Annotated in this window: 15 protein-coding genes and 1 tRNA gene; 2 read left to right on the forward strand and 14 right to left on the reverse strand. The window is 41.5% G+C overall.

The genetic code is table 11. From position 1 onward, the window contains the following. Window positions 1-28: 28 nt before the first annotated feature. From HQK88_06215 to HQK88_06280, 14 genes are all read right to left on the reverse strand, one after another. Complete coding sequence (locus tag HQK88_06215) at window positions 29-835, reverse strand: YdcF family protein (GenBank protein MBF0616394.1); 807 nt, start codon at window positions 833-835, stop codon at window positions 29-31. A 90-nt stretch (window positions 836-925) separates the two neighbouring features. Then, window positions 926-2,386, reverse strand: coding sequence for a hydroxylamine oxidoreductase (locus tag HQK88_06220; protein MBF0616395.1), 1,461 nt, complete (start codon window positions 2,384-2,386; stop codon window positions 926-928). Window positions 2,387-2,735: 349 nt separating this feature from the next. After that, window positions 2,736-4,016 (reverse strand): CBS domain-containing protein, encoded by a 1,281-nt coding sequence (locus HQK88_06225; protein MBF0616396.1) that lies wholly within the window; start codon window positions 4,014-4,016, stop codon window positions 2,736-2,738. Between the two features lie 201 nt (window positions 4,017-4,217). After that, window positions 4,218-5,486, reverse strand: coding sequence for a divalent metal cation transporter (locus tag HQK88_06230; GenBank protein ID MBF0616397.1), 1,269 nt, complete (start codon window positions 5,484-5,486; stop codon window positions 4,218-4,220). Window positions 5,487-5,586: 100 nt separating this feature from the next. After that, window positions 5,587-6,480, reverse strand: a complete 894-nt coding sequence (locus HQK88_06235) for a cation transporter (protein MBF0616398.1) — start codon at window positions 6,478-6,480, stop codon at window positions 5,587-5,589. A gap of 78 nt (window positions 6,481-6,558) precedes the next feature. Further along, complete coding sequence (gene rlmN, locus HQK88_06240) at window positions 6,559-7,590, reverse strand: 23S rRNA (adenine(2503)-C(2))-methyltransferase RlmN (protein ID MBF0616399.1); 1,032 nt, start codon at window positions 7,588-7,590, stop codon at window positions 6,559-6,561. Beyond that, window positions 7,572-8,831 (reverse strand): adenosylhomocysteinase, encoded by a 1,260-nt coding sequence (locus tag HQK88_06245; GenBank protein MBF0616400.1) that lies wholly within the window; start codon window positions 8,829-8,831, stop codon window positions 7,572-7,574. Before HQK88_06245 ends, rlmN begins: the two co-directional genes overlap by 19 nt. Window positions 8,832-8,883: 52 nt before the next feature. Continuing rightward, the gene (locus tag HQK88_06250) at window positions 8,884-10,035 is read right to left on the reverse strand and encodes a methionine adenosyltransferase (GenBank protein ID MBF0616401.1); all 1,152 of its coding nucleotides are present in this window, start codon (window positions 10,033-10,035) and stop codon (window positions 8,884-8,886) included. Window positions 10,036-10,154: 119 nt separating this feature from the next. Next, a tRNA-His gene (locus HQK88_06255) sits at window positions 10,155-10,227 on the reverse strand. 322 nt (window positions 10,228-10,549) lie between these two features. Further along, the gene (locus tag HQK88_06260) at window positions 10,550-10,774 is read right to left on the reverse strand and encodes a TM2 domain-containing protein (protein MBF0616402.1); all 225 of its coding nucleotides are present in this window, start codon (window positions 10,772-10,774) and stop codon (window positions 10,550-10,552) included. A 131-nt stretch (window positions 10,775-10,905) separates the two neighbouring features. Then, entirely contained in the window at window positions 10,906-11,484 is a 579-nt protein-coding gene (locus HQK88_06265; protein MBF0616403.1) for a hypothetical protein, read from the reverse strand. Next, window positions 11,462-12,553 (reverse strand): SGNH/GDSL hydrolase family protein, encoded by a 1,092-nt coding sequence (locus HQK88_06270; protein MBF0616404.1) that lies wholly within the window; start codon window positions 12,551-12,553, stop codon window positions 11,462-11,464. The genes HQK88_06265 and HQK88_06270 overlap by 23 nt, the downstream gene beginning before the upstream one ends. Then, window positions 12,554-14,272, reverse strand: coding sequence for a hypothetical protein (locus tag HQK88_06275; GenBank protein ID MBF0616405.1), 1,719 nt, complete (start codon window positions 14,270-14,272; stop codon window positions 12,554-12,556). A 90-nt stretch (window positions 14,273-14,362) separates the two neighbouring features. Further along, on the reverse strand, window positions 14,363-16,378 hold the full coding sequence (locus HQK88_06280) for a PIG-L family deacetylase (GenBank protein MBF0616406.1): 2,016 nt from the start codon (window positions 16,376-16,378) through the stop codon (window positions 14,363-14,365). A gap of 288 nt (window positions 16,379-16,666) precedes the next feature. Here HQK88_06280 and HQK88_06285 point away from each other — a divergent pair, with 288 nt between their 5' ends. Beyond that, window positions 16,667-16,927: a co-chaperone GroES gene (locus tag HQK88_06285; protein ID MBF0616407.1), complete on the forward strand. Its 261-nt coding sequence runs from the start codon at window positions 16,667-16,669 to the stop codon at window positions 16,925-16,927. Between the two features lie 15 nt (window positions 16,928-16,942). Beyond that, on the forward strand, window positions 16,943-18,589 hold the full coding sequence (gene groL, locus HQK88_06290; protein MBF0616408.1) for a chaperonin GroEL: 1,647 nt from the start codon (window positions 16,943-16,945) through the stop codon (window positions 18,587-18,589). Window positions 18,590-18,608 lie beyond the last annotated feature (19 nt).

Consider the following 18,608-nt stretch of genomic DNA (forward strand, 5'->3'; position numbering starts at 1 on the left):
GTTATCTACTTAACAAGTCAATCGGAATCTACAGTTTCCCCAGAATTGTATAAGTCGCATAACCAGAAAGTTCATACAAACAGTCATACATGGAGGTAGCGCCTTGTGCTATCGGTACCATCTTTTCAAAAAAGAAGCTGAAATCTTTCTTGTTAACAGAAAATGTGTCAGGGTTTAATCCCTGCTTTTTAAACATTGCAAGCGCTCTTCGCATATGGCTTTGAGAGGTGACAAGGAGGATTTTTTTTAATTTTTCGTCTTCTGAGATTTTTTTCATCTTCATAGCCTCATCAACAGTTCGTCTGACTTCCCCGTACAACTCAAAATCATGTCCGTCAAGTGCCTGAGCAAGATACCTCTTTGATATTATAGCACCCTCACTAGCCGTGCCGTTAGCATTAGATGTCTCCCAATCGCCCATAAAGAATTTTTTGGCGTGTCCTGTTTTAACGAAATAAATACCTGTAAGGATACGATCAGTCTGTAGAGTTGTTCTGACGTAGTTTACAGGTACGTAAATGTTTTCGCCAGCCATATTGTTTTTTTCCCTGATATGCCATTCTAAATTTATAGCCCCTGAGAGAACCACAACTGCGTCGTATTCCGTCTTAGGATTGTAGGTATCTGGTACAGCCCAAAATTTTAAGAACAAGGACGATGCAACAGGTGAGAACACTAAGTAGAAAGCCAATGCTAGAGTGCATGTAAAAACACTTCTGTGTTTTTTGGCAATTGCAAGATAGACCAACCCGGCGCCCAGATAAATGAGCGGATTAATCAGAACTAACGCTATGCTTCGTAAAATATCTCCCAATCCATGCACGACCTTAATCATAACATAAATTTAATTTTTTGATGTATAAATTTTAAAGGGAGGGAAAGCAAAACTGCTTTCCCTCCCTTTGTTACGATAGATACTTACTGTTTATTTATAGCGTTGATCGAACTCTGCTTTTCTTTTTGCTCTTTCGGCCTTAACGGCAGGATCCTCATTTCCGACAGACCATCTGTGATTGTCTGTAGCCTGAACTTCGTGGAGAAGTTTTTCAAGTTCTTCAGCCTTCAAATTGGCCTCTTTATTAGCACTCTTCTTACCCATTTCTATGACCTCTTTTAACTCCGGCACGTACTCACCATACCAGTTCTTTGCCAGTTCATAGTTGCCATGCCACTGAGTATAATCAGGAGCTTGCATAGAGGCTCCATGGCGCGCTCTGCGTCCCTCATGGTGCCAAAGCTCAAACCACGTGTAGTCTATCTTATTAGCAAACGTAGCATACTCTTTGCCCTGTACCGCTTTTAGCACCTCTGTGGCTTTATTAAACAGTTTCTCGCCTGGTTTTGCCCACTTCTCACTATACAGCTGCATCTCGGCCTCGTACTGAATGTAGAAGGCATTCGTAAAATTAGTATTGTGGCAGGATACGCAAACTTTCTTCATGTTTTCTTTGCGCATATCTCCAGTGATTTTACCTGATGGCAGTCCCCACACTAAATCTGTTTCATGAGCTTGCTTTAACTGTGCAGGACGGTTATTCCATTTTATGCGTAATCCAACGTTATGCGATACAGGCAGATCTTTTGTTGCAGACATGTGGCAGGTGGCACAGGTTGGTGCCGCAAAATAATCCTCACCTACAACCCACTTATTGGATTCCAGATTCATCTTGTCCTTGTTAGCGTAGTAGTTGATACCGTGCTTGGACTCCGTGTATATTTCTATCTGCGGATGGTCAGGGCCCATGTGGCATTTACCACAGTTTTCCGGCTGACGCGCCTGCGCCACAGAAAACTCATGGCGCTGATGACATGCCGAGCAACTGCCTTCAGAACCATCAGGGTTAATTCTGCCGATACCAGTGTTAGGCCATGTTGCAGGGTCCAGCTTACCGTCTTTATTTACCTTGATAACTGTTCCGTGGCACTGCCAACAACCGTTAACCGCCGCTGCAGAAACTCCCATAGGGAATGCCTCTGTCTTCATTCCTAAATTGCCCTCGGCTACGTCTGCTACAATGTTATCCATTGATCCCATTATACGCCCGGCTTTTGAATGATGTGAATTCACAAACTCATCAGTCTCTTTTGCGTGACATTTGCCACAGTCCTTGGGGGAGACTATTATAGATATAATTGCTCCGTTATGCTCAAATGCACCCGGGTCCCCTTTCTTTTTCATATGACACTCATAGCAACCCACGTTAGCTCTGAAATGCTTACTTCTGCCCCAATGCTGGTAAATGTTAATCGTAGTGCTTGCGTGGCATGCAACACACGCCTGGCTTTCCTTTGACAGTTCCTTTGGTATCTCCAACTTCAGTTCCGCGTATGCAGTGGTTACTGTTGCTATTAAAAATACCAATAAAAACACAAACTTCGTTCTCATACAAACCTCCTTTATTATTGTTTTAGTGTGTAAAAGTCCCCTGAGTGGATTATATCATTTATGTGTAACTTTAGTCAATACCCCCTCTTCGTTTTATACAATACTTATTTTAGAGTCAATATTCTGTTAATTCAACTATATTTCACAAAACTCACTACTTCAGCTAATAAACTCTTATTATATTTGTAATTTTAAACAAAAAATAAAAGAGACTAATGTTATTACATTTGGCAGAAATAGTCTGTGATATTTGTCACAGAAGAGCAGCGTTTTTTTATTTCATTTAAAGAATTATCACTAAGACAGGAGCACAGGTGTTTCAAGCATATTTCAATGGCAACTGAAGAATTTACACAAATCTGTGTTTTAAATTCATGACATCCCGATAAAGAACAACACCGAGAATCACGTCATTATCATCGTTAACAGGAATGGCACGGAAGCTGTAACGACTAAACATTTCAGAAGCCTCTCTTAGTGTATTTTCCGACTTTAAACTTATAACGTTTGTTGTCATAATGTCCTCAAGAGTGTCGTCTGCGTTTGCTTGCAGCGTCTCTTTAATGTCCACAACACCAAGCAGGGTATCCTGTTTGTCAACAACATAGAGGTACATTATTACATCCTTGTCTTTTGCTATGTCACGATAATGATGAAGGACGTGGCTGACCTGAGTTTGAGGCGGAAGTTTGATAAAATGCGATGTCGTAAAATTTATAATCTCCTCATCATGTTTATCCAGCAGATAGTGTACCTTTTGAGCATTTTCCTTATCAATCAGTTTAAGAATTTCATCCGCCTCTTCAGCAGGCAAAATCGTGAGAATATCGGCCGCCTGTGCCGGAGTCATATCGTTAATCAGTTCGGCAGCCCTCTCTATCTTAATGGATGAGATGAGTTCTCTTTGAACACGCGGCTCGATTTCTTCAAGTGTATCTGATGCCTGGCAGGTCTCAAGCTCATTGAATATTGCAAGCCGCTGCTCACCGCTTAACTCCTCCAAAATGTCCGCAAGGTCAACCGGATGAATCTCCGGAAGTTTTTCTTTAAGGACATTGAGTTTGACATTACCCTTAAATACACCTGTGTTTTCTGGAAGCGGCTGAACGTATGACCAGGAAAGAGTCTCTTTCTTTAAAAAATCACTCCCAAACAAAAATTTAACAATAGGTTTGAGGCCGAGTCTTTTTAGTAACGCATATCTGCTAAAATCCACATCTGTGACATATAGCACTCCACCTCGCAAAACCATCTTAATATCATAGACCATATCTATCTCATTGTCGTCCATATCAAGGACTTTTTTATCAAGAACATGGCCGGCAAGTAGCACCTGTCCCTCGGAGGGCTCTTGTTCATATTGGTCCAAAGATTCAAGATCAATAATAATCATTTCCGCTCTGACAAACACTACCCTCTCCCAGGGTACAAGTAACGGCTTGTTGCCAAATGGCCGGTGAACGATAAGATGAGTAACTACAGGGAGTTTTTCCTGTTCAATGATGGCAACATCTTGCAGTTTTCCTGTCTTTTTATCCCCATTATACACCTTTAAGCCGATAAGATCACTTAAGAAAAATTCATATCCGGTTGTTTCCTGTTCCTGTGTACTTTTAGCTATTGTGTTCAAAATCACTCTCCTTTATCGCAACAGGGTGATAAATTTATAAACCAATAATACTACAAGAAAAATCAGGTAGAGCCGCAATGACAAAAGTGAAAACTTTACCCATTTTGACATCACAACGTTGGGAGTTGCATATTTCTTGTTGATATTCTGGACCTTTGCATAAGTGTTACTGAAAAAACTCTTTATCACAGCCATTCTCCTTCATTTGAAAATATTTGGAAACAGGGTGCCGATACCATACAGGCTCGATATGATAATAATTGCCACCACAATAATTACGTTGACAACGTTTTGCGTTAACGTGTTGGTGTACTCCCCCATGGTCTTTTTGTTGTTCAAAAGCAAAATCAAAAAAACCAGCGCAGCAGGCAGAAGTGTGACTGCCACTACCTGTACAAACAGCGTGATAAGTACAAGAGGCGCCTTTGGAATCAGCACAACTACCCCTGAGGATAACAGCAGGAAAAAGAAAAACCCGTAAAACCACGGAGCCTCTTTTATTTTATAATTTAACGAGTGCGCCCAGCCAAATACCTCACCAAAGGCCCAGGAGCTGGCAAGTGCGATGCAGACAGCGCCCAGAAAACCGGCATCGAAAAGGCCAATTGCCATAAACGTACCAATATGCTTATTGATCTTCATCAGCATTACGGATGCTTGTGCTGCATCGTCTATATTTACCCCTTTTAGCAGCGTACCGGTAACAATAATGATAAATATCGCAACAGTTCCTGTAAACAACGAACCCATAAGTGTATCGAGTTTACCCCAGGGGATGTCTTTTTCTTTCATGTTTTTGTCAACAACGGCGCTTTGTTGGAAGAAAAGCATCCATGGAGCTATAGTGGTGCCAATGTTAGCCATAAGATAAAAGAAAAGATCGTTATTCAAACCTCCCGGGAAATTGGGCACTATGCCCTTGTGCAATATCTCTGACACTGAAGGATTGACAAGAAATGCGGCGGGAATATAAATCAGGTTCACAGCACAAAAAACAAGGGTTATTTTCTCCCATGTCCAATAGCTGCCGTTTACAACCATTGTTCCCATTATCAAACACATGCCAATAACTGTCAAATACGGTGGTATGCCAAAGATATTCATGGCAGCCGTCATGCCGACGAACTCGGTTACCATAGTGAGCCAGTTGACCAGTAAGAGGTCAAAAAGTGAAAACCAGCCCCAAAAAGTACCAAATCCGGCAAAGATTGCCTCTGCATGTCCCCGTTTTGTTACTGCGCCCAATCGTACCGTCATCTCCTGTACGTAGTAGCAGACGGGCATGAGGATTATGATTACCCAAATCAGGTTATAGCCATACTTTGCTCCCGTTGCCGAGTATGTCGTTATGCCTCCGGCATCATTGTCAGCAACCATTACAATCAACCCTGGTCCGGAAATAATAAGAAAAAGCTTAATTGCTTTAACAATTTTGCGATATTGGTAATACAATCGCGTAAATATATTCAATGACAGTCCTCCTATTTTTCCAACGTTAAATTATACAACTTATAGAAGCAATCTGCAATGAGTTTACCGGCAAACTGGTATCTTTCTGGTTTCAGGTACCTTAGTCAACGTACGGCTCTATGTGGATAAGAACGTCTATTACCTCTTTGATATTTTCTTTGATTTTTTCCTCGACAATGTGGGAAATTTTATGTCCTTCGATGACTGAAATATTGGGGTTTACTTTAATGTGTAAATCTAAAAAGACATGGCTGTTGGTGCCTCTTGTCCTTACTCTGTGACAGTAGATGACATTGTCCACACTTTTTACGATTTCCTTTATCTGCTCAGGGTCCATCTGCTTTCGGTCTGCCAAAACCCCTGCGGCCTCCCACAGTATCCCTATTCCTGCCTTTGCCACAAGCACTCCAACAAGAGCGCCAACAATTGTGTCTGCTCGTGTGAAACCCAGTTTCGTAAAAATCAGGCCTATTATGACCCCTGTGGTTAAATAGGTATCGCTTCTGGTAAGTTTAGCATCAGCAACAAGAAATTCGCTTTTAAGTTTCTTTCCCATCCAGTTTTCATAAGTCATGACAAAAAGATTAACAACAAGGGTTATTACCATAATTATAAAGCTTTCTTTAGTAACACTAACCCTCGTCTCACCATTGAGGGACTCATAAGCCTGTTTAAATATCTCAATACACATCAGTGACATCATAACACCAATGAAAATGGTAAAAATCGTCTCTATTTTTCTGTAACCGTAGGGGTGCTCTTCATCGGGGGGACGGGACGCAAAATATATGCCTACAAAGCCCACAATGTTTGATACCCCGTCAAACGTGGAGTGGAAACCGTCCGCTGTTATCGAAATGGAGTGGGAAAAATACCCGTATGCTACCTTTGCTGCTGCCACAGCGATATTAAAAAAAAGAGTAACCCACAACACCCTTCTGATTGCCGCAGCTCTGTCTGTAGTACTGACCATCTCCTCAATATTAAGCCACATCCATGATTACACTTATATTAAGAAAATGCTACAAAACTGTTACAATTTGTAAGTCACATTGCTGGCAGATTTTTTGTATTAGTTACTGGCTCTGAGCTGACCGCAGGCGGCAAGTATATCACGTCCCTTGCTTTTTCTTATAAATACGCTTATGTGGCCATGGGCTACAATTTCCTGGAATTCTAACACAGTGGTATCATCAGGTCTCTTAAAATACGCCCCCTCATATTCATTAAAAGGAATAAGATTAACCTTTGCCCTGATTCCTTTAAGCAATCTTATTAGTCTTGAGGCATCATCCACCGAATCATTTACACCCTTTAACAGTACGTACTCAAAGGTTATTCTTCTGCGCTCCGGTATGGGTAGTCTGCGGCAGGCACTAAGCAAAGTTTTAAGGTTATATCTTTTGTTAACCGGCATTATCATGCTCCGTATGTCATCAGTTGTTGCATTTAAAGAAATTGCAGGATTAACATTAAAACCATCGCAGTAGAGTCTCTCTAACTCCGGCACAAGACCTGCGGTTGAAAGCGTTATGTGGCGTTTTGATATGTTTAACCATTCCATCATGATTTTTAGCGCGCCTGTCACCTCTTTATAATTACTGAGAGGCTCACCCATTCCCATCATCACTATGTTTGTAATTCTCCGCTGTGGCTCTATATCACGGCTTACACAAAGAATCTGATCACAGATTTCATGTGCTTTCAGATTTCTCTTAAACCCGCCTCTTGCCGTTAAACAAAACTTACACCCCATAGCACAGCCAACCTGCGAGGAGACACAGAGAGTCAGCCTCTCACCATCCTCTATCAACACACTCTCTATCGTAAGTCCATCGCCAAGTGCAAAAAGATACTTGCGTGTGCCATCGTTTGACACAAGACGGTTAACAATACGTAGGCCACTGATAAACGAAATGCCCTTGAGATGCTCTCTCAAGGGCAGCGAAAACTCCGTTATTTCATCTATTGAAACAGCCTTCTTTGTATAAACCCTAAGGAGAAACTGTTTTGCTCTGAAAGCCGGCTCTTTAAGAGTTTTAAAAAAGGCCGCTAACTGCTCCTCCGTAAATGCCTTAAGATCAACTACGTGCCCATCTCCCAGCTCTTCAGGTAATCCTTTTGAGCCTTTGTAGGCTTATCTATCTTGATGCCCATAGAGATGAGTTTTAGTTTTGCTATCTCTCTGTCAATATCCTCAGGCACCTTATAAACTGATTTACTTAGCTTTTTGTAGTTCTTGGCTACATATTCGGCACAAAGCGCCTGATTAGCAAAACTCATATCCATAACCGAGGACGGATGCCCTTCTGCGGCTGCAAGGTTAATCAGCCTGCCCTCGCCAAGTACATAAATACGCTTTCCAGTGCTTAAACTGAACTCCTCAACAAATGGTCTTATCACCCGTCTTGCCACCGCCTGCTTTGCAAGTGCCTGAAGCTCAATCTCAGCATTAAAATGGCCTGAATTACACACTATGGCTCCGTCTTGCATAATGGGGAAACACTTTTCGCTTATCACATTTATGTTGCCCGTTACTGTTACAAAAATATTGCCGATTTTAGAAGCATCCGCTATGGTCATGACCTCATAGCCGTCCATGGTGGCTTCAAGCGCTTTTAACGGATCAATCTCTGTCACCACAACACGCGCTCCCATTCCCCTTGCTCTCATCGCAACCCCACGTCCACACATCCCATACCCGCACACTACAAACACACTGCCCGCTATCAGACGGTTAGTTGCCCTTAGTATTCCGTCAATTGAGCTCTGGCCTGTTCCATAGCGGTTATCAAACAGATGCTTCGTCTGGGCATCGTTTACGGCTATTATAGGATACTGCAACACCTTGTCCCAGGCCATTGCCCTCAACCGGATAACACCTGTAGTTGTCTCCTCAGTTCCCCCTATGACATACTCAAGGAGGTCTTTTTTATCCTTATGAAGAACTGACACCAGATCAGCCCCGTCATCCATCGTAATGTTAGGCTTAAACTCCAGCACGTCCATAATATGCTTGTAGTAAGTGTCGTTGTCCTCACCCTTTATAGCAAAAGTTGGAATCTCCGAGTGGGTGACCAGACTTGCAGCCACGTCATCCTGAGTGCTAAGAGGATTTGATGCACATAGGACAACCTCTGCCCCTCCGGCTTTAAGGGTTTGCATCAGAGTTGCCGTTTCCGTAGTAACGTGTAAACAGGCTGCCAGGCGTATCCCCTTAAGAGGAGTTTCCTTGCTGAAATAATCTTTTATTTTCCTGAGTACTGGCATTTCCTTCTCTGCCCACTCGATTCGCAGCTTGCCGGAGTCCGCCAAACTCATATCTTTCACATCATGTTTTACCATTCATATCCTCCAGGAGATTTTTTTTTGCCTGCTTCAACTTTTTACCATATTTTTATAAACCGGCTGCGTTTTTGAGTGTTTCAGCCATGTCGGTTGCCTCCCATGTGAAATCGCTGTCATTGCGTCCAAAATGCCCATAAGCTGCCGTCTTTTTGTATATCGGTCTTCTCAGATTTAACTTTTCGATTATTGCCCTTGGTCTTAAATCAAAGTTATCACGAATGATTTTTACCAGTTTATCGTGGGCAATTTTACTGGTGTTGCCAGTGTCAACAAGGATGGATAACGGTTCGGCTATTCCTATAGCGTATGCTATCTGCACCTCAGCCTTAGTGGCAATGCCTGAGGCCACAATGTTTTTAGCTATATACCTTGCCATGTAAGCGCCTGAGCGGTCAACCTTTGTTGGATCTTTACCGGAGAAACATCCCCCGCCGTGTCTGCCCACTCCTCCGTAGCTATCTACTATAATCTTTCTGCCGGTAAGTCCGGTATCTCCCATTGGGCCGCCAACCACAAATCTGCCGGTAGGATTGACATGATATGCAATCTTCTCTTCATCCAGTAACTTGACTGGAATTATTGGTTTGATTACTTTTTCAATTATATCTTCTTTCATCTCTTTGAGTGTTATATCAGGGCTGTGCTGTGAGGACACCACTATATTATCTATCCTGAAAGGGGCTCCGTCTTTATACTCGACAGTCACCTGGGTCTTTCCGTCAGGCCTGAGATAGGGCAGCACATCGGTCTTTCTCACCTCGGATAACTTCATGGCTAACTTATGTGACAACATTATGCTAAGGGGCATCAACTCCTCAGTCTCATCACAGGCATAACCAAACATCAGCCCCTGATCTCCTGCTCCGCCCGGGTCCACACCCATTGCTATGTCCTGAGACTGTTCATGTATTGACGTTATAACCGAACAGGTTTCATAGTCAAAACCATACTTAGCACGGGTATATCCAATATCTTTTATCGTATTTCTTACTATAGAGGGAATATCCGCATAACAGTTTGTTGTTATCTCACCGGCTATAAATGCAAGCCCTGTGGTAACGAGAGTTTCACAAGCGACCCTCGCGTTTGGGTCATTTCCTATTATTGTGTCCAGTATCGCATCGGATATTTGATCAGCTACCTTGTCGGGATGCCCCTCGGTTACTGACTCAGACGTAAAATAGTAGTTTTTCTTAGGCACTTAAACCTCCTTATTGTTTATACTTAATCATCCAACCGCAATTGTAACATTTTTACTACGAATAGATACATAGTTTTGGGAAACTTCCTAATAGTCCTTCTAGTTTAAAGGTCATTGAGGGTGAGTAAGGGGATTCGAACCCCCAACCCCTGGAGCCACAGTCCAGTGCTCTAACCGTTGAACTATACTCACCATCACACAGTATTGTAAATATTTTTTATATTGTTAGTCAATAGGAAAACACGTTTTTTTATAAATCTTCATTTTTTGATTTGTTAAGTAATTCAGAATAATGACTCTTGAGTTTATCAAGCTCCATGCGCTCCACTTGGAGCTCGCTAAGCATATTGGAATACATTTTTTTTGCAGCTTTTAAATCACGACGCCATACAATAATAAAAAAAATCAGCAACAACAATGCAAAATAATACATTTCCACGCCCTCTCAATAATAAAAACGGGGAGAAAAACTCCCTCCCCGTTTAAAAACAAAACAGCATAAATTTGCCCTGCCCTACCACTTGGTTATTGGCAGATTTTCTTTGTCTTTGAATGCACCGAGGCTTATCATTACAAAATCAACGAAATACCAAATCCCGAAGCCACCCATTGTAACCAACATTATGATGCCAGTACCTACCTTATTTACATAGAAACGATGGCCTCCGGCCCAACCAAGTAAGAAGCAAAGTAATAATGTTACCAAACGGCTTTTCTCTGATCCCTGTTCATTAGTCATAATTTTATCCCCACTCTATTTTTTTTACTTTGGGATCCTATGAACCCCTTCCTTTTGAATGTATGATAACCTATCGTTTTCATCATGTCTGTATCATATGATACAACGGGATAATTTTTTTTCATAATATCCTAAAGAATTCTTTCCGATACCTTATTCTCATTGTTTTTATTAATAATCCTCCATTGAACCTCAGCCGGCATATACAACCTTACATTGTTTTTTGAAAGCACCTCTGTAACCGGTTTGTAGAGTTTTGTTTTATTTTTAATCTCTCTGAAACCCTTAACAGTTATCCCCTCACTGTCTTTGTGCTGTTGCTTTAGCTCCACATCCCAGGTGCCAAGCACAATGTTTATACTGATAAGTTCATAGCTCATATCCACATTTTGCTTTAAAATATCATATGTGTTCTTAGCGGGGACTAGTTTTACAGAATTTCCAAAGGGAACCCGTTTTATAACATCCATTTTCTCAAGGACTTTGGAAACCCGTTTATACTCCTCATTTTCAGCTGCATTCTTATTAACAGCAGGCAGTACGGCAGGCAGAAGATATTTACATTCTCTGGGATACACCAACTCTTCTGAAATTATTTTCCTGAGGCCAGATAAATCCTCTGAATACAGAGCTGTTGGAAAAATAGTAAACAACAAAAACAAACCCATGGCACACAATCCACTCAGATTATTTTTGAAAAATGAACTCATACATTTCCTCCGTTAGAAGTTCAACTCCTTTATCGTTAAGATGACATGAATCCACGTAAAGTTTCAATCTCTCTTTAAAGGGCAGACTCTTAATTTTTTTCCCAAGCTCTTTGTATCTTACATTGTGGTTTTTTAGTGCAACCTCTGCTCTTACCTCAGTCTCAAGTGCCTCCAGTTTCGGAAGATATGCAGCCTCTTTTTCCACAGAGGATACATCCCCCAGGTTCCAGTACATGGCTGCCAGATCAGCTTGTTTTCCAGAGTCTTCGGTATTAAAAAGCAGTGGAAATCCAAAAACTATAATTTGTACGTTTTTATCATCAAAAAGACTTATAAATTTCTCAAGATTTTTTTTATATTCATTTTTTATCATTGCAAGCTTTTTATCATTGTTTTCAAAGGGTAATCTGTTTTTAATCTCAATAAGCACAAGAGCTTTTTTAACATAAAAACCCAATGCAAAACTTCTAAAGAAAAAGGAATTCCCGCTAAAAGCCAAAATTGAACCAGCCAAATCTGCAGCACAACCCTGTGATGAAAGATACAGATAATCAGGGGCTGTGTCATTTATTACCGGCGACAGTATAACCATATCCGGTTTCAGGTCTTTCCAGCCCCAGTCTGCTAATTCGTCTTTCAAAGGACGCTGCCCTTTCATCCAGTTTTCTCTTGAGATAAAGACATTGATTGAGTTTTCATAATTTTGCATAAATTCACTCAGATGGCCGCCCAGCCGTCCAAGGTTAATCACCTCGTATCTGTCATTAAATTTTCCCTTCAGAATGTTTTCAAGTCTCTTAGGCCATGTATGCTCAGGACTTACTCCAAAGCCATAAGTTGTACTCCCTCCTATGGCAATAATCCTGTAAGGTTTTGTCTTTTTTATTTGAAATGGGTCCCGATATAACGCCATCGAGTCTCTTTTATTAACTTGTTTGCTAAGGAGAAAATACAAATCCTTATTTTGAATGTAATAGAACAACTCTGCAAAACACTCAGACATTATAATTGTTGAAATAATGATTAGCACTACGGCTATACATTTCACAGATAGCCGGACTTTTTTCATTTACTTACCATTCATCTGTTCAAACCTGTCTTTCATCTGCATAAACAGTCTGTCTGCTAACCACTCATTTCCCCTGTAAGTGAAATGTATCTGGTCGCAAAAATAATCAAGATTGCTATAGACAGGAGCCGTAAGATTATCATATTGATTTGAAAACTCACTTGCTAAGTTTATAAACGGCAGATTATATTGGCTGGATAACTTGCGTCCAATATCCTGTTGTATAGATGATTCTATCCACAGCCTGCTGTAGTACCTTTCAGAGTCCCATGGGAGTATTGCCATAAAGTCAGGATTTCGCTTTATGTAATACATGTAATTAGCGCCGCCCTTTGATGGTAACACAAGGTTCCATACCTGGTATGAATGCGCCCTGGCTAAAAATTCATTTAATAAATACTCATATGCTGTTTTTGCGCCTCTTATTAGCTCACTTAAAACTCTGTTGTACAGGTGCTCTTCAAATGCAAGCGGTTCCACGGTTACGCCGGGAAATTCGTGTCTTTCTTTAAAATTCATACGCTGAAAGAGTTCAACATCTTTTCGTTTTTCCTCTGTGGATTTAAGAGCAAAATCGTGCATAGATTGAGCTTTCTTAAGATTATCTTCACTGGGATTATCCATGTAGTTGTACAGAGCCTTAAAATACTGAACTACCACGGAATCATTATCAGTGGAGGATATATCAAAATTATCTTTGCGTTTCATACCCGGCCACATTATTATCTCTGTAAGGTCATTCCACATGCTGGCTTGCACAATAATATCAGGCTTGAGTGTGGCAACCGTGTAAGGGTTTCTCTCTGTTGATTTATTATCAACAGCCTCCCTGACAAAAGCGTAGGGGGTGTTTTCCTTAATGAAAGCTAATTTTTCAGGAAGCACCGGGTCAAGGAGCACATTTCTAAAGTAAAAACCATATGACAAAGACACTATCTGGCTTTGGAGATTCCATGCAGCTATCCCATAGTTAATGACTTCAAATTTGCCGGGATAAAGGCTTTCGAGTTTTTGCTGTAAAATGTATGATATTGAAGAGTTGTTACTTGAGCAGATACTGTAGACAGTTGAGTTACCCAAAACCAAAATACGAATACGGCTGCTTTTTTTATAGTTTAGTTTTTCGCGTATTTGTTCAGAAGACGTAAAAAAATAATCAGGCTCAGGATTGTAAAATCTGTCATCTGAGATAACCACAGGCTGTACCTTGTAGAACTTTGCTATGCCTTTAGTACTTACCAGCGATATTTTAAAAAAGGTTTCGCTTTTATTAAATGGATACACCACCGTGATATATTCCCACGTACCGTTACCGCTATGGCAGGCAGATGTTGCTATGTTTTTGCTGCCGGACTCTAACTTTAAATATGTACTCAGCGGCGTATCTGACCAAACCCAGGCTGACACCGAGAAGTTCATATCAGAAGAGGGCTCTGTCGTCACAGTAGTTGTAAATATTGCCTCTTTGCTGGTACTGTCTGTATTTTCTATAACTACCGAATTCTTACCATCAAATGACAGCCCTGTTGAAAGCTTCGCATTGTCAGAGGCAACAAAATCTCCGTAGTTTATTGAAATAAGTGTACTTTTCATCTTTCGTTCAGTAAAGAGCGGATTTTCAGAAAAAGCACTATCTTTACCGGATTTACAAGACAAAACTGACAGCAGCAGTGAAAATAACACCATAAGAAGTGAAAATCTTTGCGTGAAAAAAATCATTATTATCAGGTTGCCTTACTTAAGAACATTATATTTAACAATCAGTTATATCTGACATATGGTATTGTAACACAAGTTAAAAATGTATTACTACGAATGATGAGACGATACGGTGGCAATAAACGGAAAGACCTTAATAAGCTCTTCAATCCGTCCCTTATAAACAAAAGCCTCGCAGTAATCATATTGTTGGCCCAGCTCTTTGGCTCTTTTTTCAGCCCGTTCTTTTACGTCGCTCAGTTTTACGCTGCCACGTGTCACCTCGCTTCGATACTTTTCTACTGCCTTCATTTTCGTATCTATATCAATATCAACAAACACATTTCCAGAAAACACCTCACTCTCGCTGTAAACCGGTATTTCAAAGAGCAGCAGATGGGGTTTTGTCTTAAGCCTGTTAGCCCATATTGTCTGCACCACCTCGTTAATACTCTGATGGTCGGTGTGTTCGTTAAGGCCTGCATGGGTGAAAATCACATCAGGGCTGTAACGGCTTATGTGATAGAGTAGGACATCATAAAGGTTAATCAAACGTGTTTGGCTGTCGCGTATTCCACAGAAATATACCTCGTCTATGCCAAGGAATCCGGCAGACTCTCTGGCCTCCTCAGCCCGCATATCCGGAGTCCTGTTGCCGGCACAACCGTCTGTAACTATTAAAGATATAACTTTGTGTCCGCAAGTTTTGAGTTTCTTTATAGTTCCGCCACATCCAAGCTCTATGTCATCAGGATGAGCGCCGATAAACATGATGTTTAGCTTTTTGGCTCCTCTTGTGGAAAGCTCATGCTTTACGGAGTTGAGCCTTGCAGCACAGTACCACGGGAGCTCATCAACGACATAACGGCCACTTAGCTCAAGGAAAGCTATTATGGTGTTACGCGGGCAGATGCTCAGAATAAGCCGCTGCTTGAACTCATTATCACTTGAAAACCGTGTTGCATACATAAGCGTGTTAAAGCTCCTTACATTAATCTCCGGATGACCGTACAGATTTAATGCAAGCCGTTCGAGTTTCGCCAAAGACATCCTTGAAGATTGAGTTGTTTCAAGTATGTTTCCAATTGGATTTTTTAACATTATCTGAAGTTCATTGTTAAATCTCTGGGCTATTGGGACGTAGAGAATCGCATCATTGTTTTCCTCAATCACAAGATTGGCCTCTCTCAACAGAGTCATATAGTCCTCTAAATAATCCCGATTATGTTTCTTGTAATATCCCTCACATATAAGGCCAAGCTTATCGGCAGTATTAAAGGAGTTCTTTACTAATCCCAAAACCTGCGAGTGTATGTGAATTTGAGAGGCGCCTGCAGAGGGAACATGCACACCCCTGTGAAGCCTCGGCATTCCATAATTCATGCCATAACTTACACCGTCTAACAGATCCTGTTCATCTTTCGTTTGTCTGGTTATGCTATGTAGCAGCTCGTACAGATAAAATATATCCTTATCTATACCGTTTGCAACGTCATGGGCACCCTCCTTTCTTTTAACAATTAATATCTTATGAAATATAGGGCCAAAGGAGTATTTATAGTTAATGGCAAAGGTACCGTTATGCACCCTGAGGTTTTCCAGTATGTCGCGGTAATCTATGTTACAGAATTCGCAATGTCTCTCTATCAGCTCTTGCGGCGCAAAGGGGTTAAGCATAAGTTTCTTGTCAAGTATTACCCTCTCCTCCTCAGCAATTATTGCACTTTTGTACATCACCTCCAACTGTTCAGATATCCAGAGGAGGAAATCCGAACTTTCTATATTTTCTATAACAATGCCCAGCATCCAGAGGTTTTCGTTCCTTACAAAAAGTGGAAACAGCATTCTTACAGTATCCTCATCAAAACTCTTCATCGGAACGTAAGCGTAGTGGCCCGTAAAAGACCGTTCACTACGCCTTTGGCCTATAAGTGTTTCACCGTTTATTCCGAGAGGGTCAGGTATGGTTGTGACAAACTGGTCGCTCTTGTCCTTGCCGTCATAAAAATCGTTACTCCGTATCTTGCTGATGACAAAAAAAGGCTTTCCAGAATCATCCACTCCTATTGGTATGTTCTTTTTGTCACTTATTTGTACGCTTGTCTCATCGTCGTTGTAACGAATCATTTAATCTCCTCATCTATCTATACTGTGTTAGCGGCAGAGTCAATAACCATGGGTAATTTATACATAATTTTTATCATTTTGACAAGCGTTTTCACTATATTTTTTTTTAATACCTTCATTTTGCTAATTTCAGGATATTTCTACTTTGCCTTGACACGCAAGAAAAAATTTCTTGACAATAACAAAATGTTATGTTATAATAACTGGAAATAGTTAGAACAGTTAGCACTCATCTACGATGAGTGCTAACAAAATACTAAAATAAAACTAATGAAAGGAGTGTGCAGTATGAAGTTCAAACCCCTTAAAGAGCGTGTATTTGTAAGCTACAAGGACGAACTGGAAAAGACGGCCGGTGGTCTTTACGTGCCCGACACTGCCAGAGAAAAACCGCAGCGCGGTAAGGTTGAGGCTGTAGGGTCAGAGGCCAAAGAGGTGAAGGTTGGAGACGAGGTGCTTTTTGATAAGTACTCGGGCTCAAAAGTCCAGATTGACGGCAAGGATTACCTGATTATCAAAGAAGAAGATATTTTAGGAATATTAGAATAAGGAGGATAAGGTACAATGGGAGCAAAACAATTAGCCTTTGATGAGACGGCAAGAAGAGAGATACTTGAGGGTATCACTGTATTAACTAACGCCGTTAAGGCAACACTGGGGCCAAAGGGCAGGAATGTTATTTTAGATAAGAAATTTGGATCCCCCCTCATAACCAAAGACGGTGTTACCGTAGCAAAAGAAATAGAGTTGAAAGAGCCATACCAAAACATGGGCGCTCAGCTTCTTAAAGAGGTAGCCTCAAAGACATCTGATACAGCCGGAGACGGCACAACGACAGCCACCGTACTGGCTCATGCCATCTACAAAGAGGGTATGAAAAACGTCGTAGCAGGCGCTAACGCCATGGATTTAAAACGTGGTATCGAAAAAGCGGTTGAAGCCGTTGTGGGAAACCTTAAAAGTATAAGTAAGACGGTTTCTGACAAAAAAGAAATTGCTCAGGTAGGCACGATTTCAGCCAACAACGATGCAACAATTGGCGATCTTATAGCCAGCGCCATGGATAAGGTAGGCAAAGACGGCGTAATCACTGTTGAAGAGGCAAAGAGCATGACAACCTCTCTTGACTTTGTTGAGGGTATGCAGTTTGACAGAGGTTACATTTCACCCTACTTTATAACAGATGCCGAGAGAATGGAGTGTATTCTTGAGGACTGTTTCATCCTGCTGCATGACAAAAAGATATCAAGCATGAAAGACCTGATTCCTCTTCTTGAACAGATTGCAAAGATGAGCAGGCCATTGCTTATTATATCTGAAGATGTAGAAGGAGAGGCATTGGCCACCCTTGTTGTCAATAAGCTTCGCGGTACATTGCACGTAAGCGGCGTAAAGGCTCCCGGATTTGGCGAACGCAGAAAGGCTATGCTTGAAGATATCGCAATTCTCACCGGCGGCACGGTGATTTCCGAAGACCTCGGGATGAAACTTGAAAACGTAAAAATGACCGACCTCGGTAAGGCCCGCAAAGTCACCATCGACAAGGATAACACTACCATTGTTGAGGGCTCAGGAGACGCTAAGGCAATCCAGGGCAGAGTGAAGCAGATAAAGGCCCAGATTGAGGACACCACCTCGGACTATGACAGGGAAAAACTCCAGGAGAGGCTGGCAAAATTAGTTGGCGGTGTTGCCGTTATCAATGTTGGAGCAGCAACCGAGACCGAGATGAAAGAAAAGAAGGCACGCGTTGAAGATGCCCTTCATGCTACCAGAGCGGCTGTTGAGGAGGGTATTGTGCCCGGCGGCGGTGTTGCTCTTATCAGATGTATCAAGAGCGTTGAGGCTCTCAAAGTTGCAGGGGATGAGAAAATCGGAGCCAACATTATCAAAAAATGCCTTGAAGAGCCTCTCAGGCAGATAATCTTTAACACCGGCCTTGAGAGCGCCACAATTATTGAGAAAGTTAAGGAAAACAGCGACGCTAACTTTGGTTTTGACGCTCAGGATGAAAAATACTGCGATATGATTAAAGAGGGTATCATTGATCCCACTAAGGTGACAAGATGCGCCCTTCAAAACGCAGCATCGGTAGCATCCCTTATGCTTACCACTGCCGTTATGATAACCGACCTGCCTGATAAGGAAGATAAAATGTCTATGGGCGGCGGTGGTCACCCCGGCATGGGCGGTATGGGAGATATGTACTAAGAAGATTTTTAAAGGGGAG

This window comes from Nitrospirota bacterium, from assembly GCA_015233895.1.
Taxonomy (GTDB): Bacteria; Nitrospirota; Thermodesulfovibrionia; order Thermodesulfovibrionales; family Magnetobacteriaceae; genus Magnetomonas.